The organism is Vannielia litorea (assembly GCF_018424695.1).
Classification (GTDB): Bacteria; Pseudomonadota; Alphaproteobacteria; order Rhodobacterales; family Rhodobacteraceae; genus Vannielia; species Vannielia litorea_A.
On the sequence record NZ_QTNQ01000039.1, the window covers coordinates 1 to 25019 of the forward strand.

At 66.4% G+C, this 25019-nt stretch carries 20 protein-coding genes; 8 read left to right on the forward strand and 12 right to left on the reverse strand.

Annotation, left to right across the window (positions count from 1 at the left end; genetic code table 11):
• The 7 genes from DYI42_RS13795 to DYI42_RS13825 all read right to left on the reverse strand — a co-directional run.
• Positions 1–271 (reverse strand): XdhC family protein (locus DYI42_RS13795; RefSeq protein WP_274608820.1); only part of this gene is annotated, 271 nt, incomplete at its 3' end.
• Positions 268–2679, reverse strand: a complete 2412-nt coding sequence (gene xdhB, locus DYI42_RS13800) for a xanthine dehydrogenase molybdopterin binding subunit (RefSeq protein ID WP_213546573.1) — start codon at positions 2677–2679, stop codon at positions 268–270. The genes DYI42_RS13795 and xdhB, both read right to left, overlap by 4 nt.
• Positions 2676–4040, reverse strand: coding sequence for a xanthine dehydrogenase small subunit (gene xdhA / locus DYI42_RS13805; RefSeq protein ID WP_213546574.1), 1365 nt, complete (start codon positions 4038–4040; stop codon positions 2676–2678). Before xdhA ends, xdhB begins: the two co-directional genes overlap by 4 nt.
• 223 nt (positions 4041–4263) lie before the next feature.
• Positions 4264–4734, reverse strand: a complete 471-nt coding sequence (locus tag DYI42_RS13810; protein ID WP_213546575.1) for an SRPBCC family protein — start codon at positions 4732–4734, stop codon at positions 4264–4266.
• Positions 4731–5192: an SRPBCC domain-containing protein gene (locus DYI42_RS13815; RefSeq protein WP_213546576.1), complete on the reverse strand. Its 462-nt coding sequence runs from the start codon at positions 5190–5192 to the stop codon at positions 4731–4733. The genes DYI42_RS13810 and DYI42_RS13815 overlap by 4 nt, the downstream gene beginning before the upstream one ends.
• The gene (locus DYI42_RS13820) at positions 5189–5521 is read right to left on the reverse strand and encodes an ArsR/SmtB family transcription factor (RefSeq protein WP_213546577.1); all 333 of its coding nucleotides are present in this window, start codon (positions 5519–5521) and stop codon (positions 5189–5191) included. The genes DYI42_RS13815 and DYI42_RS13820 overlap by 4 nt, the downstream gene beginning before the upstream one ends.
• Before the next feature lie 185 nt (positions 5522–5706).
• The gene (locus DYI42_RS13825) at positions 5707–6618 is read right to left on the reverse strand and encodes a glutaminase (protein ID WP_213546578.1); all 912 of its coding nucleotides are present in this window, start codon (positions 6616–6618) and stop codon (positions 5707–5709) included.
• Between the two features lie 49 nt (positions 6619–6667).
• Between DYI42_RS13825 and dnaE the strand changes: the two genes are divergently transcribed.
• Both dnaE and DYI42_RS13835 read left to right on the forward strand, forming a co-directional pair.
• Positions 6668–10165 (forward strand): DNA polymerase III subunit alpha, encoded by a 3498-nt coding sequence (gene dnaE / locus DYI42_RS13830; RefSeq protein ID WP_213546579.1) that lies wholly within the window; start codon positions 6668–6670, stop codon positions 10163–10165.
• Between the two features lie 8 nt (positions 10166–10173).
• Entirely contained in the window at positions 10174–10704 is a 531-nt protein-coding gene (locus DYI42_RS13835) for a hypothetical protein (protein WP_213546580.1), read from the forward strand.
• Positions 10705–10751: 47 nt separating this feature from the next.
• On the opposite strand, the gene DYI42_RS13840 is transcribed toward DYI42_RS13835, so the two are convergent.
• On the reverse strand, positions 10752–10952 hold the full coding sequence (locus DYI42_RS13840; protein WP_213546581.1) for a SlyX family protein: 201 nt from the start codon (positions 10950–10952) through the stop codon (positions 10752–10754).
• Between the two features lie 105 nt (positions 10953–11057).
• Here DYI42_RS13840 and hisS point away from each other — a divergent pair, with 105 nt between their 5' ends.
• The 5 genes from hisS (at position 11058) to DYI42_RS13865 (ending at position 15558) form a co-directional block, all read left to right on the forward strand.
• Positions 11058–12527 carry a histidine--tRNA ligase gene (gene hisS, locus DYI42_RS13845; RefSeq protein WP_213546582.1) on the forward strand — a complete coding sequence of 490 codons (1470 nt, stop codon included), beginning with the start codon at positions 11058–11060 and terminating at the stop codon, positions 12525–12527.
• Entirely contained in the window at positions 12527–13624 is a 1098-nt protein-coding gene (locus DYI42_RS13850; RefSeq protein WP_213546583.1) for an ATP phosphoribosyltransferase regulatory subunit, read from the forward strand. Before hisS ends, DYI42_RS13850 begins: the two co-directional genes overlap by 1 nt.
• A complete protein-coding gene (hisG, locus tag DYI42_RS13855) occupies positions 13621–14313 on the forward strand; it encodes an ATP phosphoribosyltransferase (RefSeq protein ID WP_213546584.1) in 693 nt (230 codons plus the stop codon). The genes DYI42_RS13850 and hisG overlap by 4 nt, the downstream gene beginning before the upstream one ends.
• 62 nt (positions 14314–14375) lie before the next feature.
• Positions 14376–14972, forward strand: coding sequence for a hypothetical protein (locus DYI42_RS13860; RefSeq protein WP_213546585.1), 597 nt, complete (start codon positions 14376–14378; stop codon positions 14970–14972).
• A 49-nt stretch (positions 14973–15021) separates the two neighbouring features.
• The gene (locus DYI42_RS13865) at positions 15022–15558 is read left to right on the forward strand and encodes a carboxymuconolactone decarboxylase family protein (protein WP_213546586.1); all 537 of its coding nucleotides are present in this window, start codon (positions 15022–15024) and stop codon (positions 15556–15558) included.
• A gap of 37 nt (positions 15559–15595) precedes the next feature.
• Here the strand turns inward: DYI42_RS13865 and DYI42_RS13870 are convergent, their stop codons facing one another.
• Both DYI42_RS13870 and DYI42_RS13875 read right to left on the reverse strand, forming a co-directional pair.
• Positions 15596–15991, reverse strand: coding sequence for a (R)-mandelonitrile lyase (locus tag DYI42_RS13870; RefSeq protein WP_213546587.1), 396 nt, complete (start codon positions 15989–15991; stop codon positions 15596–15598).
• 110 nt (positions 15992–16101) lie between these two features.
• The gene (locus tag DYI42_RS13875; RefSeq protein ID WP_213546588.1) at positions 16102–18363 is read right to left on the reverse strand and encodes an adenosylcobalamin-dependent ribonucleoside-diphosphate reductase; all 2262 of its coding nucleotides are present in this window, start codon (positions 18361–18363) and stop codon (positions 16102–16104) included.
• 148 nt (positions 18364–18511) lie between these two features.
• On the opposite strand from DYI42_RS13875, the gene DYI42_RS13880 reads away from it, so the two are divergent.
• Complete coding sequence (locus DYI42_RS13880) at positions 18512–18955, forward strand: DUF1489 family protein (RefSeq protein ID WP_213546589.1); 444 nt, start codon at positions 18512–18514, stop codon at positions 18953–18955.
• Between the two features lie 41 nt (positions 18956–18996).
• Here DYI42_RS13880 and DYI42_RS13885 read toward each other — a convergent pair whose 3' ends face one another.
• Positions 18997–19743, reverse strand: a complete 747-nt coding sequence (locus tag DYI42_RS13885; RefSeq protein WP_342344664.1) for a Hint domain-containing protein — start codon at positions 19741–19743, stop codon at positions 18997–18999.
• Positions 19744–20047: 304 nt separating this feature from the next.
• Positions 20048–24916: an ExeM/NucH family extracellular endonuclease gene (locus DYI42_RS13890; RefSeq protein WP_213546591.1), complete on the reverse strand. Its 4869-nt coding sequence runs from the start codon at positions 24914–24916 to the stop codon at positions 20048–20050.
• Between the last annotated feature and the right edge of the window lie 103 nt (positions 24917–25019).

The window sequence follows — 25019 nt, forward strand, 5'->3', positions numbered from 1 at the left end:
GCGTGACGGTGCCGCCGCAGCACTGGTTCATCGCCGGGCCGAGCGGAAGGGTGACAGTGACGGGCTCTGCCCCGAGGCGCGCGCGGGCCATGGCACAGGCCTCCCACTCCAGCGCGCCGCCGCCGATGGTGCCTTGCTGGCCGCCGTTCCAGACCAGCATCGACGTGCCGGGGCCGCGCGGCGTGGAGCCTTGGGCGCTGACGACGACAACGCGGGCCACCTCGCCATGGGCGGCAATGGCGGCGGCGAGGCTGTCGCGGTCAAAGCTCATCCGCTCTCTCCTGCCCGGGCCCGCCCGATGGCCTCGAGCACGTGCTCGGCGGTGGCCGGGGCCTCCAGCGCCGGGTAGTGCGGGCCGCAGGCGGCGCAGGCGTCCGACAGGGCCATGAGGGCGGAGATGCCGAGCATGAAGGGCGGCTCGCCGACGGCCTTGGAGCGGTAGATGGTGGGCTCGCGGTTTGCATTGGGCCAGAGCGCGACGTTGAACACCGGGGGGCGGTCGGAGCAGGCGGGAATCTTGTAGGTGGAGGGGGCGTGGGTGGTGAGACGGCCCGTGTTGTCCCAGACCAGCTCTTCGGTGGTGAGCCAGCCCGCGCCCTGAATGAAGCCGCCCTCGACTTGCCCGATGTCGAGCGCGGGGTTCAGGGAGGTGCCGGCGTCATGCAGGATGTCGACCCGCAGCATCCGGTTTTCGCCGGTGAGCGTGTCCACGACCACCTCGGTGAGCGCCGCGCCATAGGCGAAATAGAAGAACGGGCGGCCCTCGCCCTTGATCCTGTCCCAGCTGATCGAAGGGGTCTTGTAGAAGCCGGTCGCCGAGAGCGAGACGCGGCCCACGTAGGCTTCGGCCACGGCCTTCTCCCAGGGGATCACGTCGGCCCCGACAAGCACCGCGTCACCCTCGAAGCGCACCTCTGCCGGGTCGGCCTGGTGGACCTCGGCGAGGAAGGCGGCGATGCGGGCCTTGATCTCGTCGCAGGCAGCGGCGACGGCCATGCCGTTGAGATCGCTGCCGGAACTGGCCGCCGTGGCGGAGGTGTTGGGCACCTTGCCGGTGTCGGTGGCGGTGATCTTCACCCGCTCCAGCGGCACCCCGAAGCGGGAGGCGGCCACCTGTGCAACCTTCTGGAACAGCCCTTGCCCCATCTCCGTGCCGCCGTGGTTCATGTGGATCGAGCCGTCCTGATACACATGCACCAGCGCGCCGGCCTGATTGAGGTGGGTGAGCGTGAATGAGATGCCGAATTTGACCGGGGTGAGCGCCAGCCCGCGCTTGAGCACCGCGTTCTCGGCGTTCCATCTTTCCACTGCCGCGCGCCGCCCGGCGTAATCGGCCTTCTCGCAAAGCGCCGCCACCAGCTCATGCGCGACCGAATCCACCACCGCTTGCCCGTATGGCGTGGTCTGCGCCCCAACAGGCACCGCCACGACCTTGTCGGGCTCGCCGGTGGCCACCGCACCTCGCGAGGTCAAGTCCTCCTCAACGCCCGCCGTGGAAGGCGCCACCTGTTCATTTTCTTGCTCTAAATACCTCCCGCCGGAGGCATAAAAGTTCTTCTGGCGCAGCACCAGCGGATCGCACCCCAGTTCAGCGGCGAGATGATCCATCACCCGCTCGATCCCCACCATACCCTGCGGGCCGCCGAAACCGCGATAGGCGGTTGCGGATTGGGTGTGGGTCTTCAGGCGGTGCGAGGTAATGCGCACGGCGGGGATGAAATAGGCGTTGTCGGCGTGGAGCATGGCGCGGTCGGCGACCGGCAGCGAGAGATCTTGCGCCCAGCCGCAGCGGCAGAGCTGGTCGAACTCCACCGCCACCAGCTTGCCCTGGGCATCCACACCGGCGCGGTAGTCGATGCGGAAGTCATGGCGCTTGCCGGTGATCATCATGTCGTCGTCGCGGTCGTAGCGCATCTTTGCGGGTCGTCCGGTGAGGCGGGCGACGACGGCGCAGGCGCAGGCGAGGGCGTTGCCCTGGCTTTCCTTGCCGCCGAAGCCGCCGCCCATGCGGCGGATCTCGACACGCACGGCGTTCATCGGCACGCCGAGCGCCTCGGCCACCTTGTGCTGGATCTCGGTGGGGTGCTGGGTGGAAGAATGCACCACCATGTCGCCCCCCTCCTGCGGCAGGGCGAGGGCGGCCTGGCCTTCGAGGTAGAAATGCTCTTGCCCGCCAAGCTCGATCGAGCCTTCGACCGTGGTGGCAGCCTGTGCCCAGCCTGCGGCAAGGTCGCCGCGCGTGTATTCGCGGGGGCCGTCCTCGAAGCGGGAATTGGCGGCCATGGCATCGTCGATGGTCAGCAGGGCCGGTTTTTCTGCGTAGGTGACGGTTGCGAGCCGGGCGGCCTTGCGTGCGGCGAGGTGGCTGGTGGCGACGACGAGAAAGATCGGCTGGCCGATGTAATAGACTTCGCCTTCGGCGAGCAGGGGCTCGTCGTGGGCGGAGGGGCTCACGTCATTGGCGGCGGGCAGGTCGTCCGCCGTCAGCACGGCGATGACGCCGGGGGCGGCACGGACGGCTGCAAGGTCGAGCGCGGTGATGCTGGCGCGGGCATGGGCGGAGGTGCCAAAGGCGAGGTGGAGCGTGTTGGCGGGCGTCGGGATGTCATCGACGTAGCGGGCCTGGCCCGTGACGTGGAGGGGAGCAGCATCATGCGGGAGGGGTTTGGCGACGCTCATGGCTGCACCTCAAGGACGGAGGTGGCGGTGCCCGTGCTCTCCAGCCAGTAGCGCTGAAGCATGTTTTGTGCCGCTGTCATCCGGTAGTCGGCGGAGGCGCGCATGTCGGAGAGCGGCTGGTAGTCGGTTGTCATTGCCGTCTTGGCCCGTGCGATAGAGGTCTCTTCCCATGGGCTGCCGATGAGCGCGGCCTCGGTGGCGGCGGCGCGTTTGGGCGTGGCGGCCATGCCGCCGAAGGCGATGCGGGCGGCGGTGACGGTGCCGTTTTCGACGGTGATATTGAAGCAGCCGCAGACTGCGGAGATATCCTGATCGAAGCGTTTGGAGAGCTTGTAGCAGCGCAGGGTATCGGGCTGGCGCGGGAAGGAGACGGCGTCGACGAATTCGCCGGGTGCGCGGTCCTGTTTGCCGTAGTCGATGAAGAAGTCTTCCAGCGGGAGGCTGCGGCGGGTCTCGCCATGGCGCAGGTGGAGGGTGGCGCCGAGTGCGATCAGGGCCGGGGGGCTGTCGCCGATGGGGGAGCCGTTGGCAATGTTGCCGCCGATGGTGGCGGCGGCGCGGACCTGCTCGGAGCCGTAGCGGCGAAAGAGTTCGGCGAGGCTCGGGTGGTGGGGAGCAATGGCCTCGCGCAGGGCGGCGATGGGGGTGGTGGCACCGATGCGGATTTCGGTGTCGGTGACTGTGACGAAGTTCAGGTCGGAGACGCGGTGGAGGAAGATGGTGTCGTCGAGGTCGGCGAGCTTTTTGGTGATCCAGAGGCCGACGTCGGTGGCGCCTGCGATGAGCGTGGCGGAGGGATGCGCGGCGTAGAGGGCCGCGAGCGCATCGGCGCTTTCGGGGATCGCCGGTTGCGGCTGGGTGGAGAGCGAAGAGCGGCCTGCGAGGTGGGCGGGCACCGGCGCGGCGGCGGCGGCCTCGGCGGCGCGGGCGATGGGGGCATAGCCGGTGCAGCGGCAGAGGTTGCCGGCGAGCTTGTCGTTATGATCCTGCGCGCCGTTCGCGTGGGCGGCGGCCATGGAGGTGATGAAGCCGGGAGTGCAGAAGCCGCATTGGGAGCCGTGGTGCTCGATCATTGCGCTTTGGACCGGGTGCAAGGTGCCATCGGGCGCGGCGACGCCCTCGACGGTGCGGATTTCGCGGCCATGCAGGTGCGGCAGCAGCATGATGCAGGCGTTTTGTGCGGCCCAGGGGCCGTCGGGCGTGCGGGCCATCACCGTGCAGGCGCCGCAATCGCCTTCGTTGCAGCCCTCCTTTGTTCCTGTGAGGCCCCGCTGCTCGCGCAGCCAGTCGAGCACCGTGGTGGTGGGGGAGATGTCGCGCAGCTCCACGGTCTCTCCGTTGAGAAGAAACGTGATGTTCATGGGTTGACCTGCCGCGTTACCGAGTTGGTCCCCAGGGCGATGCCTTCGATGCGGCGTAGAAGTGCGGCCCTGCGGGACAGTGTGGCGGGGGCAGGGCGGGGCTGGCAAGAGAAAATTTGCCCGTTTCGGCAGCAGCGCTCACCGAGTGCCCGCTTTTTGGGCGGAAGGCGGGGTGACGTGCTTGGGCCTGCGCCCAAGACACCCCACTCGCCCTCCCGCGGGGCTAGAGCCGTTCCGCCAGCGCGGCGAGTTGATCGGCGGCGGCGCCCCAGCCGTGCTCGAAGCCCATGTCGGCGTGCTTCTGGCAATCTTCCGGTGAGCGGTGGCGCACCACCGCTGTATACTCGGTGCCGTCGTCCTTTGGCGTCAGGGTAATGTCGGCCAGCATGAAGGGCGTTTCGTTGGGCACGAAGCCCGCCCTGAAGAAGTCGGTGAAGACGAGGCGCTTTTCAGGCTCGGCGAGCAGGAAGGCGCCTTCGTTGGCCATTTCCTCGCCTTCCGGGCCCTTGAAGAGGCTGTAGAAGCGGCCTCCGGGGCGGGGATCGAGGACTGCGTCGGCGCATGTCCACGGCGCAGGCACGAACCATTGGCAGAGCAATTCGGGCGTGGTGTAGCATTTCCAGACCGTCGCGGGGCTGGCCTTGATGTGGCGCGAGAGCGTGAGGTCGAGCTTGGGGTCGATGTCGGGCGTCATGCGGTTTCCTTCGTTGCAAGCCGGTCGAGGTTGGCGAGGGCGGCTGTCCAGCCCTCGGTGTAGCCTGCGGCCATCTCGTCACCGATGAGGCTGGAGAGCTGGGCGGTGACGGTGAGGCGAGTGCCCGGGCCCTCGGGCGCGATCTCGACGGTGCAGAGGCCGCAGGAGATGGGCGCGCCTTCGATGCGGATGGTTTCGGTGAAGGTCAGGAGGCTGGGGGCTTCGAGGTGGTGGAAGTCGGTGGTGACTTCGAATTCGGGGTTGTCCGCCGGGCCGCATCGCGACAGTTCGCGCCCGCCGGGGCGGATGTCGGCCTCGACGATGTCGAGCCGGGTGTTCTCGGTGGGGGCGCCCCATTCGGCGCGGTAGTCCGGCTGGGTCATCAGCGGGAAGAGGCGCGTGGGCGGGGCGGCGATGGTTTTGGTGAGGGTCAGTGTGTCGTGTTTCAGGGCGCTCATGCGTCGCCTCCTTTTTCCAGTCGTTCGGCGAGGGCTGAGAGGCGGTCCAGCCGGCCTTCCCAGAGTTTGCGTTGGGTTGTGAGCCAGTGCTCGGCCTGCGCCAGCGGTTCCGTCTCGATGTGGACGGTGCGGACCCGGCCCTTTTTGACCGAGCGGGTGAGGCCGGCGGTTTCCAGCACTTTCAGGTGTTTGAGGAAGGTTGGCAGGGCCATGTCGTGCGGGGCGTGCAGCTCGCTGACGGGGGCGGGGCCGCGCGTGAGGCGTTCGATCACGGCGCGGCGGGTCGGGTCGGCGATGGCCGAGAAGAAGCTGTCGAGTTGGTTAGCCATGTGGCTAGGTAATGTGAGTCGAGGCTGCGCGTCAAGATGGTTAGCTGGGTGGCTAGGTTTTGGGCGTCATCCTCGGGCTTGACCCGAGGATCTCTGTGGTGGGAGGTCCTCGGGTCGAGCCCGAGGATGACGGTGCGTGCTGGTGCTGCGAGGTCCGCGGGTCGGGCCGGAGGATGACGGTGTTATCAGCCGAACACCGACCATCCCGTCTCGTGGGCCAGCCGCTCAATTGCCTCGGTGCCGACCTTGGAATTGCCCCAGGCGTTGAGGCCCGGCGACCAGACGGCGATGGAGGCGACGCCGGGCACCGCCACGAGGATGCCGCCGCCGACGCCCGATTTGCCGGGCAGGCCGGTGCGGAAGGCGAAGTCGCCCGAGCCGTCGTAATGGCCGCAGGTCATCATCAGCGCGGCGATGCGGCGGCGTTTGACCGCCGAGAGTAGGAGCGGCGCGCCCGGTAGCCCGGCGATGCCGCGCCCGGCGCGGGCGAGCTGCTCGGTGGTCATCTCGATGGCGCATTGGTGGAAGTAGGTGCCGAGCACCATTTCGGGCATGTTCTTCAGGTTGTCGTAGCTTCTCAGGTAGTTGGCGAGCGCGATGTTGCGGAAGCCTGTTTCGGCCTCCGATTTCGCCACCGCGGCGTCGATGTGAATGTCGTCGTCGCCCGCTGCCGCGCGGATGAAGCTGAGGATCTCGGAGAGCGCCTCCTTCGGGGCGCGGCCTGCCAGCAGTTCATCGGTTGTGACCAGTGCGCCGGCGTTGATGAAGGGGTTGCGGGGGCGGCCCTGCTCCTGCTCTAGCAGCAGGATGGAATCGAAGCGGTCGCCTGAGGGTTCGCGGCCCACGCGGGACCAGAGCGACTCGCCGATGCGCGAGAGGGTGCAGGCGAGGGTAAAGACCTTGGAGACGGACTGGATGGAAAAGCGCGTTTGCGCCTGCCCGGCGGAGTGCATCGTGCCGTCGGCCAGCGCGACGGAGATGGCGAATTGCGCCGGATCGACGCGCGCCAGCTCGGGGATATAGGCGGCCACTTCGCCCCAATCGGCGGCGGCGCGGGCCTCGGTGTTGAGCCGGTCGAGAAGGGCGGGCAGATCCATGGCGCGGATGCTACTTCAATCCGCCGCGTGGCCGCCATAGGGTAGCGACATGAGCTCTCCCCGATTCATCCATTTGCGCGTTCACACCGAGTATTCCCTGCTGGAAGGGGCGGTGCCGGTGAAAAAGCTGGCGGGCCTCTGCGAGAAGGCCGAGATGCCTGCCGTGGCGGTGACCGATACCAACAACATGTTCTGCGCGCTGGAGGCCAGCGTCACGCTGTCGAGTGCGGGCATTCAGCCGATCATGGGCTGCCAGGTGGACCTTGAATACGAGCAGGCCGCGCCGGGCGGAAAGCCTGTGCCGCCCGCGCCGATTGTGCTGCTGGCCCAGAGCGAGCGGGGTTATGAGGCGCTGATGAAGCTCAACTCCTGCCTCTACCTGCGCGGGGACGGGCAGGAGGCGCATGTGACGCTGGAAGACCTGGAGGCGCATTCGGGCGATGTGATCTGCCTCAGCGGCGGGCCGGACGGGCCCGTTGGGCGGCTGCTGCGCGCCGGGCAGAGGCCGAAGGCGGAGATCCTGGTGGATGCGCTGCACCGGATTTTCGGCGACCGGCTTTATATCGAGTTGCAGCGGCATCCGGGTGAGGACGGGCTGCCGGAGGCAGAGGCCAAGAGCGAGCGGGGCCATGTGGAGATGGCCTATGCCAAGGGCATTCCGCTGGTGGCGACCAACGATGTGTATTTCCCCAAGCCCGAGATCTACGAGGCGCATGACGCGCTGATCTGCATCGCCGAGGGCGCCTATGTGGACCAGCAGGAAGACCGGCGGCGGCTGACGGCGCAGCACTATTTCAAGAGCGCGCAGGAGATGGCGACGCTTTTTGCCGACCTCCCCGAGGCGCTGGAGAACACGGTGGAAATCGCGCGGCGCTGCGCCTTCATGGCCTACCGGCGCGACCCGATCCTGCCCAAGTTCGCGGAGAATGAGGTGGAGGAGTTGCGGCGGCAGGCCAACGAGGGCTTGCAGGCGCGTTTGGCGGTTATTCCGCATGCGGCCTCGGTGGAGGAGTATCAAGAGCGGCTCGACTTTGAGCTTGGGATTATCGAGGGCATGGGCTTCCCCGGCTACTTCCTGATCGTGGCCGATTTCATCAAATGGTCGAAAGACAACGGCATCCCGATTGGCCCCGGGCGGGGCTCGGGCGCGGGCTCGCTCGTCGCCTATGCGCTGACGATCACCGACCTCGACCCGCTGCGTTACGCGCTGCTGTTCGAGCGGTTTTTGAACCCCGAGCGGGTGAGCATGCCCGACTTCGATATCGACTTCTGCATGGACCGGCGGGAGGAGACGATCCGCTACGTGCAGGAGAAATATGGCCGCGACCGGGTGGGGCAGATCATCACCTTCGGCGCGCTTCTGTCGAAGGCGGCGGTGCGCGACGTGGGGCGGGTGCTGCAAATGCCTTACGGGCAGGTGGACCGGCTGAGCAAGATGATCCCGGTGGAAGGCGTGAAGCCTGTGTCTATCGAGAAGGCGCTGGCCACCGAGGAACGGCTGCGCGAGGAGGCGCGGGCCGAAGAGGTGGTGGACCGGCTGCTGACCTACGGCCAGCAGGTGGAGGGGCTTTTGCGCAACGCCTCGACCCACGCGGCGGGCGTTGTGATTGGCGACAGGCCGCTGGATGAGCTGGTGCCGCTTTATCAAGATCCGCGCTCCGACATGCCCGCGACCCAGTTCAACATGAAGTGGGTGGAGCAGGCCGGGCTGGTGAAGTTCGACTTCCTCGGCCTGAAGACGCTGACCGTGATCCAGAACGCGGTGGACCTGATCAACGGTGGCGGCCGCGACATTCACATTGGGCCGGAGGGCGAGACGCTCTATGAGCCGCCCGATGGTGCGGTGAACGAGATCAACGCGATCCCGCTGGATGATGAGAAGAGCTACAAGCTCTATGCCAGTGCCAAGACGGTGGCGGTGTTTCAGGTGGAAAGCTCGGGCATGATGGATGCGCTCCGGCGCATGAAGCCCGACTGCATTGAGGATATCGTGGCGCTGGTGGCGCTCTACCGCCCCGGCCCGATGGAGAACATCCCGAAATATTGCGAGGTGAAGAACGGGCTGAGCGAGCGCGACACGCTGCATCCGACGGTCGACCATATCCTCGACGAGACGCAGGGCATCATCGTTTACCAGGAACAGGTGATGCAGATCGCGCAGGAGATGGCCGGCTATAGCCTTGGCGGCGCCGACCTGCTGCGCCGCGCGATGGGCAAGAAGATTCAGGAGGCGATGGACGCCGAGAAGCCGAAGTTCCTCGCTGGGGCCAAGGAAAACGGCGTTGACGAGAAGAAGGCGCAGGAGACCTGGGCGCTGCTCGACAAGTTCGCCAATTACGGCTTCAACAAGTCGCACGCGGCGGCCTATGCGGTGGTCAGCTACCAGACCGCATGGCTGAAGGCGAACCACCCGGTGGAGTTCATGGCCGCCGTCATGAACTGCGATATCCATCTGACCGACAAGCTCGCCGTCTATGCCGAGGAGGTGCGGCGGGGTCTGGATATCGAGATTATCCCGCCCTGCGTGAACCGCTCGCTGGAGAGCTTTTCCGTGAAGGACGGAAAGGTGGTGTATGCGCTGGGCGCGCTGAAGAACGTGGGCGCCGACGCGATGCGGCTGATCGTGGAGGCGCGAGACGGGCGCGAGTTTGTCTCGCTCTATGATTTTGCCCGCCGGGTGGACCTCAAGAAGATCGGCAAGCGGCCCTTGGAGATGCTGGCCCGCGCCGGAGCCTTCGACACGCTGGATGCGAATCGGCACCGGGTGTTTGCCGCCCTCGATCCGCTGGTGAGCTACTCGTCGGCGATCCACGATCAGCGGGCTTCCGCTCAGGTTTCGCTCTTTGGCGAGGCGGGGGACGACCTGCCCGAACCGCGCCTGCCGCAAGTGGATGACTGGATGGTGGGCGAGCGGCTGGGGGAGGAGCACAAGGCGATTGGCTTCTACCTCTCGGGGCACCCGCTGGACGACTATATGGGCCCGCTGAAACGGCAGGGGGTGAGCACGCTGGAGCAGGTGACGCTTCAGGTGCAACGCTCGCCCGCGGTGGTGAAACTGGCGGGCTCCGTGGCCGGGCGGCAGGAGCGCAAGAGCGCGCGGGGCAATCGCTTTGCCTTCGTGCAACTCTCTGATCCAACAGGGATTTACGAGGTGACCCTGTTCAGCGAGGCGCTGGAGAAATCGCGCGACTTCCTGGAGACGGGCGCCAATGTGGTGGTGACCTGCGAGGCGACGATGGAGGCCGAACAGCTCAAGCTGCTGGGCCGCTCGGTTGCCCCGATCGACGCGGTGGCCGCACAGGCCGGGCGGAGCGACATCCGGCTCTTCCTCGACGACATCGCGGCGGCGGCGGCGGTGAAGTCTTTGCTCGACCGGGCGGAGGCCGACAAGGCCAGCAAATCGCGCGGGTCGGTCGCGCTCTGCCTCATGGCAGCAGACCTGCCGGGAGAGGTGCACCTTGAGCTTGAGGGCGACTTTCCGGTAAATCCGCAGATCAAAAGCGCGCTCAAGTCCCTGGGCGGCGTTGTGACTGTTGAAGATATCTGACTGCTGCCATGAAGAAAATTTTACTCCTGACTGCGCTGACCGCGCTCCTTTCCGCTTGTGCCTCTCTGCCCGAGACCAAGGGCACCGCCTCATCCAAGTCGCCCCAAGCGACGCTGCCCTTTGGCGCGGTGGAAGAAAGCTGCGCGGCCAAGGGCCGGGAACTGGGCCAGCTGATCGAGAAGAACGGGCGCTGGAAGCTCTATGACACGCGCCCGGGCACGGTGGGGCCGCGCAACTTTTTCGTCACCGGCTTCAGCGATGGCTGCCCGCGCAAGGTGACGGGGGCGGTGGCGCTGTTTGGCGATCTCGCGCTCTATGAGCTGGTCAACTACGGCGGCGGAGGCGGCGCGCTGCGCACCGAGACCGACAAGGCCTATGCGGGCATCCGCGGCTGTGGCGCCGGGGTGTGCAGCGACGGCAAGCTGAAGCGGCTGTCGCGCTCGACGGCCTTTGTCAGCGTATACCCGACGCCCGGCTCCCGGCAGAGCTTTGAGCTGCTCATGCACAAGCGCAAGCTGGTGGCTGCGGCGGTTCGGTAGCGCACGAATTTTCGTACGAAAATTCGGGGGTCGCGAGGCGCAGGGTCTCAGTAATGCGGGGGGCGTTCGTCGCCCAGAACCACGCCGCCGGTGTTGCCCTCGGCCTCCGCCTCGGCGGCGCGCTTCATCAGCAAGTCCACCCGGCGTTCCAGCGTATCGAGCCTGCGGCCCTGGCCGACGACCATTTCATGCAGGTCTTCCACGGCGCGGGTGATATGGGCGAGTTCTTCTTCGAGGCGGTCTGTCATGGCGCTCTGGTAGCCGATTGCGGGGCGCGCCGATAGCCCCTGCCTTGCGGGTTGGCCCCCTCTGCGCTATGCCCCGCGCGACTGGTGAGCGAGGCCTCCGAGACCATGGCGAAAGTGAAAAAGCAGCCCCGGCCCAAGGCCGAAACGCCCAAGGGCTTCCGCGACTATTTTGGCGCGGAAGTAGATGAGCGGAACGCAATGCTGGCCGAGATCGCGCGGGTCTATGCGCTCTACGGGTTCGATCCGCTGGAGACGAGCGGCGTGGAGACGGTGGAGGCGCTGGGCAAGTTCCTCCCGGATGTGGACCGGCCGAACGAGGGCGTCTTTGCCTGGGAAGAGGACGACAGCGGTTGGGTGGCCCTGCGCTATGACCTGACAGCCCCGCTCGCGCGGGTGGCGGCGCAATACCGGAATGACCTGCCCGCGCCCTATCGGCGCTATGCGATGGGGCCGGTCTGGCGGAACGAGAAGCCCGGGCCGGGGCGGTTTCGGCAGTTCTATCAGTGCGATGCGGATACGGTTGGCTCGGCGTCCCCAGCGGCGGATGCCGAGATTTGCGCGATGCTGGCGGATACGCTGGAGGCGGTGGGGATTCCGCGTGGGGATTACCTGGTGCGGATCAACAACCGCAAGGTGCTGAACGGGGTGCTGGAGTGCATGGGCCTCTCGGATGACGCCCAGCGGGATGCTGTGCTGCGCACCATCGACAAGTTCGACAAGGTGGGCGAGGCCGGTGTGCGCGAGCTTCTGGGCAAGGGCCGCAAGGATGACAGCGGGGCTTTCATCGAGGGTGTTGGGCTGGCACAGGAACAGGCCGATCCGGTGGTGGCGTTTTTGACATCCAAGGCCGCGAGCGCCGAGGAGACCTTTTTGAATTTGCGCGACGCCGTCGGCGAGAGCGCGGTGGGGGCCGAGGGCATCGCCGAGCTGGAGCAGATCGCCGCGCTTCTGGCGGCACAGGGCTATGGGCCGGACCGGATCGAGGTGGACCCGAGCGTGGTGCGCGGCCTTGGGTATTATACCGGCCCGGTTTTCGAGGCCGAACTTACCTTCGAGATCACCGATGAGAAGGGGCGGCCCCGGCAGTTTGGCTCGGTTGCGGGCGGTGGGCGCTATGATGATCTGGTGAAGCGGTTCACCGGGCAGGCGGTTCCGGCCACCGGGGTTTCGATCGGGGTGGATCGTCTCTTGGCGGCGCTTCGGGCGAAGGGGCGGCTTTCCGGTGAGACCCGGGGGCCGGTGGTGGTTACCGTGATGGACCGGGAGCGGATGGCGGACTATCAGGCGATGGTGGGGGAGCTGCGCAGCGCAGGAATTCGCGCCGAGGTCTATCTCGGCAATCCCAAGAACTTCGGCAACCAGTTGAAATACGCCGACAAACGCGCCTCGCCCGTGGCCGTGATCCAGGGCGGGGACGAGGCCGAGCGGGGCGTGGTGCAGTTGAAAGACCTCGTGCTGGGCGCCAAGCTGGCCGAGGGGCTCAGCCGTGAGGAATGGGCCGAGCAACCGGCGCAGGTGGAAGTGGCGCGGGCCGATCTGGTGGCCGAAGTGCAAAAGATGCTGGACCGCGACTGATGCTCAAGGAGGTGCCGCGCGAGGAGGTCACGCGCCTCATCACCCTGTTCGAGGCGGCGGGCGCGGTGCGCGTGGGGGCCGATGTGCTGCAACCGGCGGACACGCTGCTGGACCTTTATGGCGAGGAAATCCGGGCACGGGCCTATGTGACGACCGACCCGCTGCGCGGCGAGCTGATGCTACGGCCCGACTTCACGGTGCCGGTGGTGCAGGCCCATATGGCGCAGGGGCAAGAGCCGGCGCGCTATTGCTATGCGGGCACGGTCTTTCGGATGCAGGAAGAAGACACCGGACGCCCGAGCGAGTTTGAGCAGGTGGGCTTCGAGCTGTTTGACCGCGGAGATCGCGCCCGGGCGGATGCCGAGGTGTTTTCGCTCATGTCTCAATGCCTTGAGGGGCGCGGGTTGCGGGCGGCGATTGGCGATATCGGGCTGCTGAGCGCGGCGGTGGCCGGGCTCTCGACCTCCGAAAAACGGCGTGCGGCGCTGATGCGCCACCTCTGGCGGCCCCGCAGGTTCAAGGCGCTTCTGGACCGGTTCGGCGGGCGAACGAAAGTGCCCGCCTCCCGCGCGGCGCTGCTGGCGCGGCTGGCCGAGGAGTCTGCCGAGAAGGTGCTGGCGGGCGCGGGGGTGGAGATTGGCAAACGGCGGCCCGAAGAAGTGCTTGCCCGGATGGCCGCACTCCAAGCCGATGCGGCAGAGCCGCCCATCCCCGAGGCGGAGCTGGAGCTGCTCGACGATTTGCTGGCTGTGCGCGCTTCACCGGTGGATGCGCTGGAGCATCTGCGCGACCTCGCGGTGGACATGCCGGGCCTCGGCCCGGCGCTCGACACCTTCGCGGCGCGGCTCGATGCGCTGGCCGATGCGGGGGTGGAGCTTGAGGCGCTTGCGTTTGAAGGCTCGTTCGGGCGCACGCTGCTGGAATATTACGATGGGTTCGTCTTTGGCTTCTTCGCCCCGCAACGGCCCGATCTGCCCGCCGTCGCCAGTGGCGGGCGCTATGATGCGCTGTGCCGGGTGCTGGGGCAGGGCCGCGAGATTCCGGCGGTGGGCGCGGTGATCCGCCCGGCGCTGCTGGCCGAGCTGGAGGGGGCGTGATGCTGAAGCTGGGCGTGCCCTCGAAGGGCCGGCTGATGGACAAGACCTTCGACTGGTTCGGCGCGCGGGGCGTGGGCCTCAAGCGGACCGGCAGCGAGCGCGAATATGCAGGCGCGGTTGAGGGCGTTGAGGGCTGCGAGCTGCACCTGCTGAGTGCGGGCGAGATCCCGGCTGCGCTGGCGGATGGGCGCATTCACCTTGGTGTCACCGGCACCGACCTTGTGCGCGAGAAGATCGCCGGGTGGGAGCAGCGGATCGAGGAGTTGGAGCCGCTGGGCTTTGGCCAGGCGAACCTCATCATCGCCGTGCCCGCCTGTTGGGCGGATGTGGATACGCTGGACGATCTGGACGCCGCCGCCGCCGCCTTTCGCGCCACCCATGGCCACCGGCTGAGGATTGCCACCAAGTATCACCGGCTGATCCGCGAGTTTCTGCGTCAGAACGGGGTGGCCGACTATGCGCTGGTGGACAGCCAGGGCGCGACGGAGGGCACGGTGAAGAACGAAACCGCGGAGGCGGTGGCCGATATCACCTCCTCCGGCGAAACGCTGCGGGCCAATCACCTGAAGATTCTCGCCGACGGGCTCGTGCACCGCAGCCAGGCCACGCTGTTTCGGGCGCGGGGCGGCGACTGGGGCGAGGCGGAGCGGGCGAGCCTTGCCGCGCTGAAGGGAAAGCTCGGGATCTGAGCCGGTTTGCGCTTGGCGGCAGCGGGGCATAGCATGGCTGCAACCGCAAGGGAGTGCGCGTAATGATCGAACTTTCCGGCATGTACGAAGAGGAAATCGGCCTCTTCCTGGAGTGGCTCGCCCGGCGCGAGCGCTTCGTGGCCTTTGAGGGCGCGCAGGTGGTGAGCGAGGGCGGCATTGGCCATATCGCCGTGCCGCTGGAGTTTGGCCCCACCTTCCAGGGCCGCCGGATCGCCACGGTGGGCGCGCCCTATCGCATTCCCAAGGTGGACCTCGGCAATGCCTGTTGCCCGCATTTCTCCATCGGCAAGATCACCACGGGAGCAGAGGACATCGTTTTTGAGGATGTGCCGATCGTGATGCATGGCCACCAGGGCAGCCATTGGCCGGGCTGCGGCACGGCGCAGGTGTTCGTGGCCGAGGGCTGGCGGCGCGGGCCTTCGCCGCATGATCGCTGGAGCTTTGGCCCGGCGGCGAACAGCGGTGGCTTCACCATCAACGCGGGGGATGACCCCGACGACCTCGACCTGCCGGGCAAGCCGAAAAAGCCAGAGCCCTTGCCGGGGGCCTTCGGCATTCGTGCCGGGGATGATCCGGAGGCGATGATCCGGATGATGCAGGCGATGTCGGGCCTTCAGGGTGGCAAGGACGACGGTTAGGCGGGGCTTGGCCTGCGGCTGGTGGGCTGGGCAAGAACGGGAGGCAGATATGAGCGAAAGCGGCTTGGGGCCGATCCCCGATGCGGATTGGCCCGAGGAAATCGCCGATCTGCGCGACGGGTTTGCCGGGCAACTGAACGTCTACCGGACCATGGCGCATGATCCCGCGCTGGTGCGGGCCTGGGCGCCGCTGCGGCAGCATCTGGTAAAGGACAGCGCCCTCGGCCCGGAGCGCTCGGAGATCGTGATCTTGCGGGTCGGGGTGCGGCTAGGTTCGGCCTATGAATGGGCCCATCACGTGAGCCGGGCGCGGAGCCTCGGCATGGAAGATGCGCGCATTGCGGCGGTCCGCGACGCGGGGCTGGAGGGAGACAGGCAGCTGGTCCGCGCGGTGGATGCCATGCTGGACGATCACCAGCTGCCCGCCGCGCTGGAGGCGGAGCTGCGCGCCGAGATCGGCACTGCGGCGCTGTTTGACCTGATTGCGACGGTGGGCTTTTACCTGACGCTCGGCACGATCCTGAATACCTATGACGTGCCGGTGGATGCCGCGATTGCAGAGGAAATGGCGGTGCGACCGCTCTGAGCAGTCAGGGCGACGCCATGTTCGCCAAGGCGCGGCACTATCCGCCGTAGTCGGCGTCCGACACCTTGTCCAGCCAGGTCACGGTGGAGCCGTCGATGGCTTCCTGAATGGCGATGTGGCTCATCGCGGTTTCTGGCGCGGCGCCGTGCCAGTGCTTCTCACCGGCGGGGAACCAGACGACATCACCCGCGCTGATCTCTTCCACCGGGCCACCCTCGCGCTGCACGCGGCCCTTGCCGAAGGTCACGATCAGGGTTTGGCCGGCGGGATGGGTGTGCCATGCGGTGCGCGCGCCGGGCTCGAAGGTCACCTGTGCGCCAACGGCGCGCCCGGGCGGTTCGGCGCGGAACAGCGGGTCGATCCGGACGGTGCCGGTGAAGTATTCTTCCGGGCCGGTCGTCGATGGCGCGGAGCCAGAGCGGGTGATGTGCATTCGCTATCTCCTGCGGTGGCGCGGAAGCCGCGCCCGGTGGGGCCAGGCTAGCAGCCTGACCGCCAGGATGGAACGTGCGTGCGAGGCCGTCAGCGCTGTGGTGGGCTGCCTCAGCCGCATTTGGAATGGCCGCAGGAGGTGCAGGTCATGCAGCCTTCGACCATCTGCATGGTGAATTGGCCGCAGGACGGGCAGGCCTTGCCGCGCGGGGTGCCGATGGAAACCACCTGCGCCTGTGGGTCGGATTTGAGGCCCATGCCCTCGCCCGCGATGAAGCCGATGGCGATGAGGTGGCGCTCGATCACCCCGCCGATGGCCGCGAGGATCGACGGCACGTATTTGCCCTGCATCCAGGCGCCGCCGCGCGGGTCGAACACGGCTTTCAGCTCTTCGACCACGAAAGACACATCGCCGCCGCGCCGGAAGATGGCGGAGATCATCCGGGTCAGCGCGACCGTCCAGGCGAAGTGCTCCATGTTCTTGGAGTTGATGAAGACTTCGAAGGGGCGGCGCTGGGTGCCGACCATCGCGTCATTGACGGTGATGTAGATGGCGTGCTCGCTGTCGGGCCACTTGAGCTTGTAGGTCGCGCCTTCGAGGGCCTGCGGTCGGTCGAGCGGCTCGGAGATGTAGATCACCTCGCCGTCGCTGTCGGGCTTGGGCTGCTCTTCGGTCTTTTCGGAGACGGAGAGAACGGAGCCTGTCACATCGTTCGGGCGGTAGGTCGTGCAGCCCTTGCAGCCGGTCTCATAGGCCTGGGCGTAGACCTCCTTGAACGCCTCGAAGCTGATGTCTTCGGGGCAGTTGATGGTCTTGGAGATCGAGCTGTCGATCCATTTCTGAGCGGCGGCCTGCATCTTCACGTGTTCGGAGGGCGGCAGGGTCTGGGCGTTGGTGAAATGGTCGGGCAGGGGGGCGTCGCCCTTCAGGTCGCGCCACATTTGCACGGCGTAATCAACCACCTCCTCCTCGGTGCGCGACCCGTCGGGCTGGAGCACCTTGCGGGTGTAGGCGTAGGCGAAGACTGGCTCGATGCCGCTGGAGACGTTTCCGGCGTAGAGCGAGATGGTGCCGGTGGGGGCGATGGAGGTGACCAGCGCGTTGCGAATGCCGTGGGTGCGGATCGCCTCGCGCACGTCGTCGTCCATCTGCTGCATGGTGCCGGAGGCGAGGTAGGGCTCGGCGTCGAACAGCGGGAAGGGGCCCTTCTCCTTGGCCAGTTTGACGGAGGCGAGGTAGCTGGCGCGGGCGATGGCCTTGAGCCAGGCCTCGGTTTGCGCGGCGGCTTCATCGGAGCCGTAGCGCAGGCCGGTCATCAGCAGCGCGTCTGCGAGCCCGGTGACGCCGAGGCCGATGCGGCGCTTGGCCTGCGCCTCGGCGGCCTGTTCGGGCAGGGGGAAGCGGGAGGCGTCGACCACGTTGTCCATCATGCGAATGGCGGTGGTGGTGAGCTTGGTCAGCGCCTCGATGTCGATTTTTGCGCCGTCCTCGAAGGGGTCGGTGACCAGCTTGGCGAGGTTGATCGAGCCGAGCAGGCAGGCACCGTAGGGCGGCAGGGGCTGCTCGCCACAGGGGTTGGTTGCCGCGATCTCTTCGACATAGTTCAAGTTGTTCATCGCGTTGATGCGGTCGATGAAGATCACGCCCGGCTCGGCGTAATCGTAGGTCGAGCGCATGATGCGGTTCCAGAGGTCACGGGCCTGGAGGGTGTGGTAGACCTTGTCGCCGAAGGTGAGCTCCCAGGGGCCGTCGGCCTTGACGGCTTCCATGAAGGCGTCTGTGACCAGCACCGAGAGGTTGAACATGCGCAGGCGGGCCGGGTCGGACTTGGCGGCGATGAAGGCCTCGATGTCGGGGTGGTCGCAGCGCATGGTGGCCATCATCGCGCCGCGACGTGAGCCTGCCGACATGATGGTGCGGCACATCGCGTCCCACACATCCATGAAGCTGAGCGGGCCGGAGGCATCGGCGGCCACGCCCGAGACCGCGGCGCCCTTGGGGCGGATGGTGGAGAAATCGTAGCCGATGCCGCCGCCCTGCTGCATGGTCAGCGCGGCCTCCTTCAGCATGTCGAAGATGCCGCCCATGCTGTCGGGGATGGTACCCATGACGAAGCAGTTGAACAGGGTAACGGCGCGCGCGGTGCCTGCGCCGGCGAGGATGCGGCCGGCGGGGAGGTATTTGAAATCCGACAGGGCTTCGTAGAACTCCTCCTCACGCGCCGCCGGGTTGGCCTCCACCTCGGCGAGCGCCCGGGCGACGCGGCGCCAGCTGTCTTCCACGGTCTCGTCGATGGGCGTGCCATCGGCCTGTTTGAAACGGTATTTCATGTCCCAGATGGCTTCGGCGATCGGGGCGGTGAAGGCGGTCATGGCGGTGTCCCGGAGAGTCGTGAGAGGACGGACAATAGGGCGACAGGCGGGTGGGGTCAAACGCCCCGAAGGTGGGTTTTGCAGGTCGGGTCAAACGACTGTGAAGCCATCTGGCAGAATCGGCGGCAGAGGCATACGCTACCATATCATGGGTGAACATTCAAAGAACACCATACATCTGGTCAAGCTCTGTGTCGGGGTCGACACGCTGGAACAGCTTGAGGCCTGGCGCGCGAAGCGGCGGCGTGAGACTGGCGAGGCGGAGACTCGGCACGTGACCCGGATGTGGCCGAAGCAGGAGGCGGTGCTGTTGAATGGCGGCTCGCTCTACTGGGTCATCAAGGGGGTGATCCAGGCGCGGCAGGAGGTGCTGCGGCTCGATGAGGTTGAGGGCGGTGACGGGATCCGCCGTTGCGGGATCGTGCTGGCGCCGGAACTGGTGCGGGTGGCCCCTGCGGTGCGCAGGCCCTTCCAGGGGTGGCGGTATCTCAAGCCCGAGGACGCACCGTCCGACCTGCCGCAGCGGCGCGAGGGCGACCCGGACATGCCGCCGGAGCTGGTGGCGAAACTGGCGGAGATCGGCATTCTCTGATCGCGTCACGCCATTCCGGTTTGCAGCCCGGGCACAGGCGCTCACGCATGCAGGCGCGTGCCGAGCAGGTCTCTGAGCACCTCTACCTCGTGGTAGCGTAGCGTGGGGCGTGCCGTGTCGACGGCGCTCTTCGGGTCGAAGCTCATGACCTCCGGAAACAGCGTCAGCAGCTCTTGCCGTGCGGCGTCCGACAGGCCGTTCATTCCGTAGGTTCCCGGGTGGTAACTCTCGCTCTTCAGGCCCGCTGAATACACGATTTCATGCTCGTCACACATGAAGTGCCAGTAGGTAACCCGATCCATCTCGGTGGCGCGGCGGATAGTTGTCTTGTTGACGAGAAACCTGGCCGGAATGAGCACCTCGGGGTGGTCGAAAAGAAGCTCGGCGATGGCCCCGGTCCAGAAGATGCGGTGCGAAGGGGAGACAACGACCCGTTCGGCCGGGTGCCCCTTCCCCATGGCACCGGGTTCGATGACGATGGGGACAAGATCGCGGTTGAAGGCCGAGAGGTCGACCTCGGTAGAGCCGATCCAGCGCACGGTGCTCAGGCCGTGCTCGTAGGTGAGCACACGGTCGCCCACCTCCAGTGTCTCGACCGGCTTTTCGCCTGTGATGGTCGTCACGGGCGTGCCGCTGGCAAAACAGTCAGCGGCCTCGGCCTCACCGGCGCAAGGGGGCGGGCCTTTTCCTGTACAATTCGGTGTGGGCAATGACGGCGACGTATTTGCGGCCTCTCTCGTCAAGCGCGAGAGAGGAGCGCCTGAGAGCATGAAGTATCTGCTGGGCATCTGTAGTTCCGACGGTGGAGCGGTACGCTCACCTTATGGGCAACTTACCTAGGCGCACACAACCTGAAAGGGAAAACTTGTATCCTGGCGAGAACTTGCCCAAACGAATGCCGATGCAGGGCGAGTGGCCAAATGCGTGATGCAGGCTCGGAAACAGTTGCGCTCTACAGGCGGATTGTTTCTGGCCTGCGCGGCGAGGGAAGGCGACTCAGGCGGCTGTGATGTGGCGAACAGGCCTGGGTCGAATTGAGAAAGGCGGCACCCGGTTGGATGCCGCCTTCGTCATGCCGGGTTGCCCGACGTGTCAGGTGATCGGAAGGTCCGGATCGAAATCGAGGCCAACGATGATCGGGTCGTGGTCGGAAGCGGCATAGGGGCCGGAGGCGTCGAAGGCCGGGTCGTTGAAACTGGTGTCGTAGTTCAGCAGGTCCGGCTCGTCGGCGTTGATGTGCCACTCGGTGATGCCGGTGACGAAGGGCAGCATGGCGTCATCCACCAGCGCCTGGTCGAGCGTGCCCGCCTGGCCGTCAAAGACGTAGGAATAGGCCTCATCCTGCCCGATCAGCGTGGCGATCAGGTCTGTCAGCCCGGCGTCATCATCGAGGTATTGCACCGGGTCTTCCTCGGTGTAGGCGTTCATGTCACCAAGGTAGATGACGGTATCGGTGCCGGTGCCATTGTAGCTGGTTTCGATCCAGTCGTTCAGCTCGATGGCCGCATCGGTGCGCACCTCGTTCCAGAAGCCCTGGCCATCGCCCTTGTCGAAGTTGGGATCTGCGTAGAGGTCTTGCAGGAGTGCCTCGACGGCGGCGTAGTCGTCATGGGTCGGGTTGTTGGTGAGCCAGGCCTCGGCGTCATCCGCGATGTCTTGCAGGTCGCTGTCGCCCTTGGACTTGAAGTGCGAGGAGACCACGGTGAACTCTTCGCCTGTCGCATTGTCCACGAAGGTTGCGGCCACCGAGGGGCGGTTGCGGTCAAAGCTGTCCCAGTCAAAGTCGATGTAGCCGGCCAGCGCCTCGGCGATGGCGTTGGTCACATCGTTCGAGGGTTCGGCGAAGACGAGCGCTTCGGCGTAGATCAGCGTCACCGCGTTGGCGTCATAGATGATGCCGGTGGTGATCGCGTCGGTGCCGATCCAGCCCGGATCGCCCGGATCGAGCGGGGTGCCGGTGTAGCCGAAGGGGTTGACCGCGACGTAGTCGGTGGCGCCGCCCGATGCGGCATCCAGCTCGTCGGTCAGGGTGACGATGGCGGAAGTGGCGGTGAAGCCGTTGTTCTCCAACTCCTGAAGCGCCACCACTTCGGCACCCGTGCCGAGGATCTCGGCGGTCAGCCCGTCTGTCTGGCGGTCGAGCTCTTCCTGATTGTCGGCGCCGCGCACGCCGGGGCGGTTGCCATCTTCGTCCGCCGGGCCGGTGCCGCCGGAGAAGGTGGTGAAGTAGTTGAGCACGTTCACCGAGGCGACCTGAAGATCGCCGCCCACGTCATCGGGGGTTTCGGGGCGGGGGTTGGCGCTTTCATCGAGCGAGAGCACCCCGTCGACGATGACCTGATAGTCACCGAAGCCGTAAGTCAGCACGCCTTCCACCGGCGCGTCGATCACGGTGCCGAGGCGCGGCGTGGTGGAGTTGGCGATATCGTCGCCCGCATCGAGGATGCCGTTGCCGTTGTCGCCGCTGCCGGTGTTGGGGATGTAGATGAACTCGTCGGGGTTGGAGCCCGGCAGCCCGTCATTCAGGAGCAGCGTGTTGTTGGCGTTTTCCTCTGCCGCCGCGATCGCCTGGGGCGAGCCGCCGTCGTAGAGCTGGGTCGGCTGTACCGGGGTGCCCGCGCTGATGGAGATTTCGCCGAAGCGGTCGAGGTTGAAGTTGGCTGTGATGGTCAGCGGATCGGCGGTGGCCGAGGTGACCGACACATACATGCCTTCGAGCGATTCCCACTCGTTGATGGTGTTCGGCCCGATCTCGACATTGACGACTGGCACGAACTGGTTGGTATCGACCACGGTGATATCGGTCACGTCGGTGAGCTGGGTGAGGCCGAAATACTCGTCGACGGTGCCGGTGACCGAGGCAAGGTCGCCAACCTGAACGGCGTGGCCGCCGCCGGTGTAGACGAAGATGCCCTGAGACACGGTGCCATAGCCGTCCCAGTCGGCGATTTCCTCGGTGAGGTAGAAGCCGTCTGCGGTGACATAGGTGACAACCGCCTCCACCTGCACGCCCTGCTGGCCTTCGAGCGGGGAGGCGAAGCCCTCGCCCTGCACTTCGGAGATGAAATAGAGCGTGGGTGGCACGGTGTTGTTGTCGAGGCCGGGGTTGGCCTCTTCCGGGGCGGACCATGTGCCATCGTCCTCGCGCTGAAGCGAGAAGCCCACGGGGGTGCTGCCCGGCTCGGACACGCCCATGTCGGTGGAGGCGAGGCCGTCGACCGCGCCGCCGACGCCGGTGAAGCTGCCTTCGTAGGAGAAGAACTCGATCACGCTGCCATCGTCGGCGATCAGGGCGACGCCGTCGGGGCCGTTCTGGATGCCCGTGGTGCCGGGGAAGTCATCGACTTCCAGCACGTAGTAGTCCCAGGTGCCGTCGCTCGTCATCGCGCCGTCCGAGAGCAGGGCGGTGCTGTATTCGGTGTTGCCGCTGGCCTCGCCGTTGTGCAGCTCGACGGTGACGCCGGTCACGTCGGTGCCAGCGGTCACGCGGACTTCGACGAATTCGCCCAGGTCGCCACCGTCATTGTCGTAATGCAGCTCGTTGATGCGCAATTCGGGCGGGGCATCGTTGGAAATGCCCGAGGTGTTCTGCTCGGGCCCGCGCCAGGTGCCATCTTCGTTGCGCTGGAGCGAGAAGCTGAGGGGCGTGCTGCCGGGCTCGGACACGCCGATATCTTCGGAGGTGAGCCCTGCTGCGGTGCCGCCGGTTGCGGTGAGCGTGCCCTCGTAGGACAGGAACTCGAAGACGAAATCGCCCGACACCAGCGCCAAGCCATCGGGTGCGCCGTTTTGCAGCCCATTCTCGGGCAGCTCGATGACATAGTAATCCCAGGTGCCATCGGAGGTGGCGGGCGCGGCGGGCAGGGCGAGGGTGCCGTAGACGCCGCCGCCGTTGCCATTGTAGAGTTCGACCGAGAGGCCGGAGGCATCGGCGCCCGCCGTGACGCGGACCTCGATGAACTCGCCCACGTCGCCGCCGTCATTGTCGTAGTGGAACTCGTTGATCCGTGCCTCGAAGTCCGGCGCGGGAGCGGAGTTGGCGGTGCCGGAGGTGTTGGCCCCCTCGGCATACCAGCTGTCGCCGTCGCCGCGCTGGAGCGAGAAACCCACGGGCGTGCCGCTGCTCTCCGATACGCCGATATCGGTGGAGGTCATGCCATTGGCGATGCCGCCGGATGCGGTGAAGCTGCCCTCGTAGGAGAGGAACTCGACCACGCCTTCGGCGTCATAGAGGGCCAGCCCGTCAGGCGCGCCGTTTTGCAGCCCGTTGCTGGGCAGCGCGATGACGTAATAATCCCAGGTGCCATCGGTTGTCATGGTGGCGTCGTCGGCCAGCGAAAGTGTGTCGTAGACGCCGCCGCCGTTGCCGTTGTAGAGCGCGATGCGGTAGCCGGAGGCGTCCTCCCTGGCGGTGATGCGCACCTCGATGAATTCGCCTTCGTCGGTGCCGGTGTTGTCGTAGTGCAGCTCGTTGATCCGCACTTCGGCGGGCGCTTCGTAGTTGTTGTCGAGCCCGGCGGTGTTCTCTTCCGGGGCGCTCCAGGTGCCGTCATCCTCGCGCTGGAGCGAGAAGCCAACGGGGGTGCCGCTGCCCTCGGCCACGCCGATATCGGCGAAGGTCAGCCCGGTGGCGGCGCCAGCGGTTGCGGTAAGCTCGCCCTCGTAGGACAGCGTTTCAATCACCGCGCCGCCGTTGACCAGCGCCATGCCGTCGGGCGCGCCGTTCTGGATGCCGTTGGCGGGCAGGTTGATGACGTAGTAATCCCAGGTGCCATCGCTCGTCATGTCGCCGGAGGAGACGGCGAGGGTGTCATACACCGTGCCGCCGGAGCCGTTGTAAAGCTCGACCTCGAGCGCGGAGACATCGGTGCCCGCCGCAACGCGGACCTCGATGAACTCGCCCTGGTCGCCGCCGGTGTTGTCGTAGTGGAACTCGTTGATCCGGGCGTCGATCGGCGGGGTTTCATCGACATCGGCCACGGTGACGGTGATGTCGACGGTGCCTGTGGCGCTGCCGTCTGAGGCCTCGATGGTTAGCTCATAGGCATTGTCGCCATCGGCATCGAGCGGGGCCTCATAGTCGGGCGCGGCGAGGAAGGCGATTTCGCCGGTGGCCGCGTCGATGGTGAAGAGCGCGGCGTCGGCGCCGGAGAGGCCGTAGGTGAGCGCATCGCCCTCGGCGTCACTGGCGGAGACGCCGGCAGCGACCTCGGTGGTGTTCTCGTCGATGGTGACGGAGGACGCGGTGACCTCGGGCGCGTCGTTCACGCCGGTGACGGCGATGGTGACGGTGGCGGTATCGGTGCCGCCCTTTCCGTCATCCACGGTGTAAGTGAAGGTGTCTTCCAGCGTCTCGCCCTCGGCCAGCGCGTCGAAAACCGCCGGGTCGTAGGTGATTGTGGTGCCATCGAAGCTGACGGAGGCGCCATTGGCCGAGGTGGCATCGACCGAGGTGATGGTGATCGCGTCGCCATCGAATTCCTGGTCGTTGGCCAGCAGGGTGGCAGCGTCGATCGTCAGGGGGGTGTCTTCATCGGTTGCCGCCGCATCGTCTCCCGCCAGCACGGCGTTGTTGGTGCCGTCGATCCAGAGCGTATAGTCATCGGCCTCGAAGTAGAGCGCCTCGACGCCGTTGAGCACATCGGTGCCCTCGGGGCCGGTGACGACGGTGGTCTTGAACCAGCCCCAGCCGAAGTTGGCGACCTCGTAATCTGCGACAGAGCCGGAGTAGACCGAGGTATCGGTGCCGCGCCCGCCGCTGATGATATCGAAGCCCGCGCCGGAGAAGATGGTATCATCGCCGTTGTGGCCGAAGATCAGGTTGTTGCCGTCATTGGCCTCGATCACGTCATCGCGGCGGCTGCCCTGAAAGATCACCTGTGGGCGGTGATGGTCGTGGCCGTGGCCTCGCCCGTTGTGATGACCGTTGGAGTGCGAAGATTGACCGAAGTCGCGCGGCATGGTGATTCCCCTGAAAAGTTATTCTTTGGCCCTGAAAAAGCAGGCGTGCGTAACGTGACAATGAACACGTTCACATTCGGGCATGGCCCGGGTCACTTTGAAA

What these genes read in the sequence shown, in the direction of transcription:
- xdhB (WP_213546573.1), bottom strand. Translation starts at nt 2,679, where the DNA reads ATGAGCGTCGCCAAACCCCTCCCGCATGATGCTGCTCCCCTCCACGTC.
- xdhA (WP_213546574.1), bottom strand. Translation starts at nt 4,040, where the DNA reads ATGAACATCACGTTTCTTCTCAACGGAGAGACCGTGGAGCTGCGCGAC.
- DYI42_RS13810 (WP_213546575.1), bottom strand. Translation starts at nt 4,734, where the DNA reads ATGACGCCCGACATCGACCCCAAGCTCGACCTCACGCTCTCGCGCCAC.
- DYI42_RS13815 (WP_213546576.1), bottom strand. Translation starts at nt 5,192, where the DNA reads ATGAGCGCCCTGAAACACGACACACTGACCCTCACCAAAACCATCGCC.
- DYI42_RS13820 (WP_213546577.1), bottom strand. Translation starts at nt 5,521, where the DNA reads ATGGCTAACCAACTCGACAGCTTCTTCTCGGCCATCGCCGACCCGACC.
- DYI42_RS13825 (WP_213546578.1), bottom strand. Translation starts at nt 6,618, where the DNA reads ATGGATCTGCCCGCCCTTCTCGACCGGCTCAACACCGAGGCCCGCGCC.
- dnaE (WP_213546579.1), top strand. Translation starts at nt 6,668, where the DNA reads ATGAGCTCTCCCCGATTCATCCATTTGCGCGTTCACACCGAGTATTCC.
- DYI42_RS13835 (WP_213546580.1), top strand. Translation starts at nt 10,174, where the DNA reads ATGAAGAAAATTTTACTCCTGACTGCGCTGACCGCGCTCCTTTCCGCT.
- DYI42_RS13840 (WP_213546581.1), bottom strand. Translation starts at nt 10,952, where the DNA reads ATGACAGACCGCCTCGAAGAAGAACTCGCCCATATCACCCGCGCCGTG.
- hisS (WP_213546582.1), top strand. Translation starts at nt 11,058, where the DNA reads ATGGCGAAAGTGAAAAAGCAGCCCCGGCCCAAGGCCGAAACGCCCAAG.
- DYI42_RS13850 (WP_213546583.1), top strand. Translation starts at nt 12,527, where the DNA reads ATGCTCAAGGAGGTGCCGCGCGAGGAGGTCACGCGCCTCATCACCCTG.
- DYI42_RS13860 (WP_213546585.1), top strand. Translation starts at nt 14,376, where the DNA reads ATGATCGAACTTTCCGGCATGTACGAAGAGGAAATCGGCCTCTTCCTG.
- DYI42_RS13865 (WP_213546586.1), top strand. Translation starts at nt 15,022, where the DNA reads ATGAGCGAAAGCGGCTTGGGGCCGATCCCCGATGCGGATTGGCCCGAG.
- DYI42_RS13870 (WP_213546587.1), bottom strand. Translation starts at nt 15,991, where the DNA reads ATGCACATCACCCGCTCTGGCTCCGCGCCATCGACGACCGGCCCGGAA.
- DYI42_RS13875 (WP_213546588.1), bottom strand. Translation starts at nt 18,363, where the DNA reads ATGACCGCCTTCACCGCCCCGATCGCCGAAGCCATCTGGGACATGAAA.
- DYI42_RS13880 (WP_213546589.1), top strand. Translation starts at nt 18,512, where the DNA reads ATGGGTGAACATTCAAAGAACACCATACATCTGGTCAAGCTCTGTGTC.
- DYI42_RS13885 (WP_342344664.1), bottom strand. Translation starts at nt 19,743, where the DNA reads ATGCCCAGCAGATACTTCATGCTCTCAGGCGCTCCTCTCTCGCGCTTG.
- DYI42_RS13890 (WP_213546591.1), bottom strand. Translation starts at nt 24,916, where the DNA reads ATGCCGCGCGACTTCGGTCAATCTTCGCACTCCAACGGTCATCACAAC.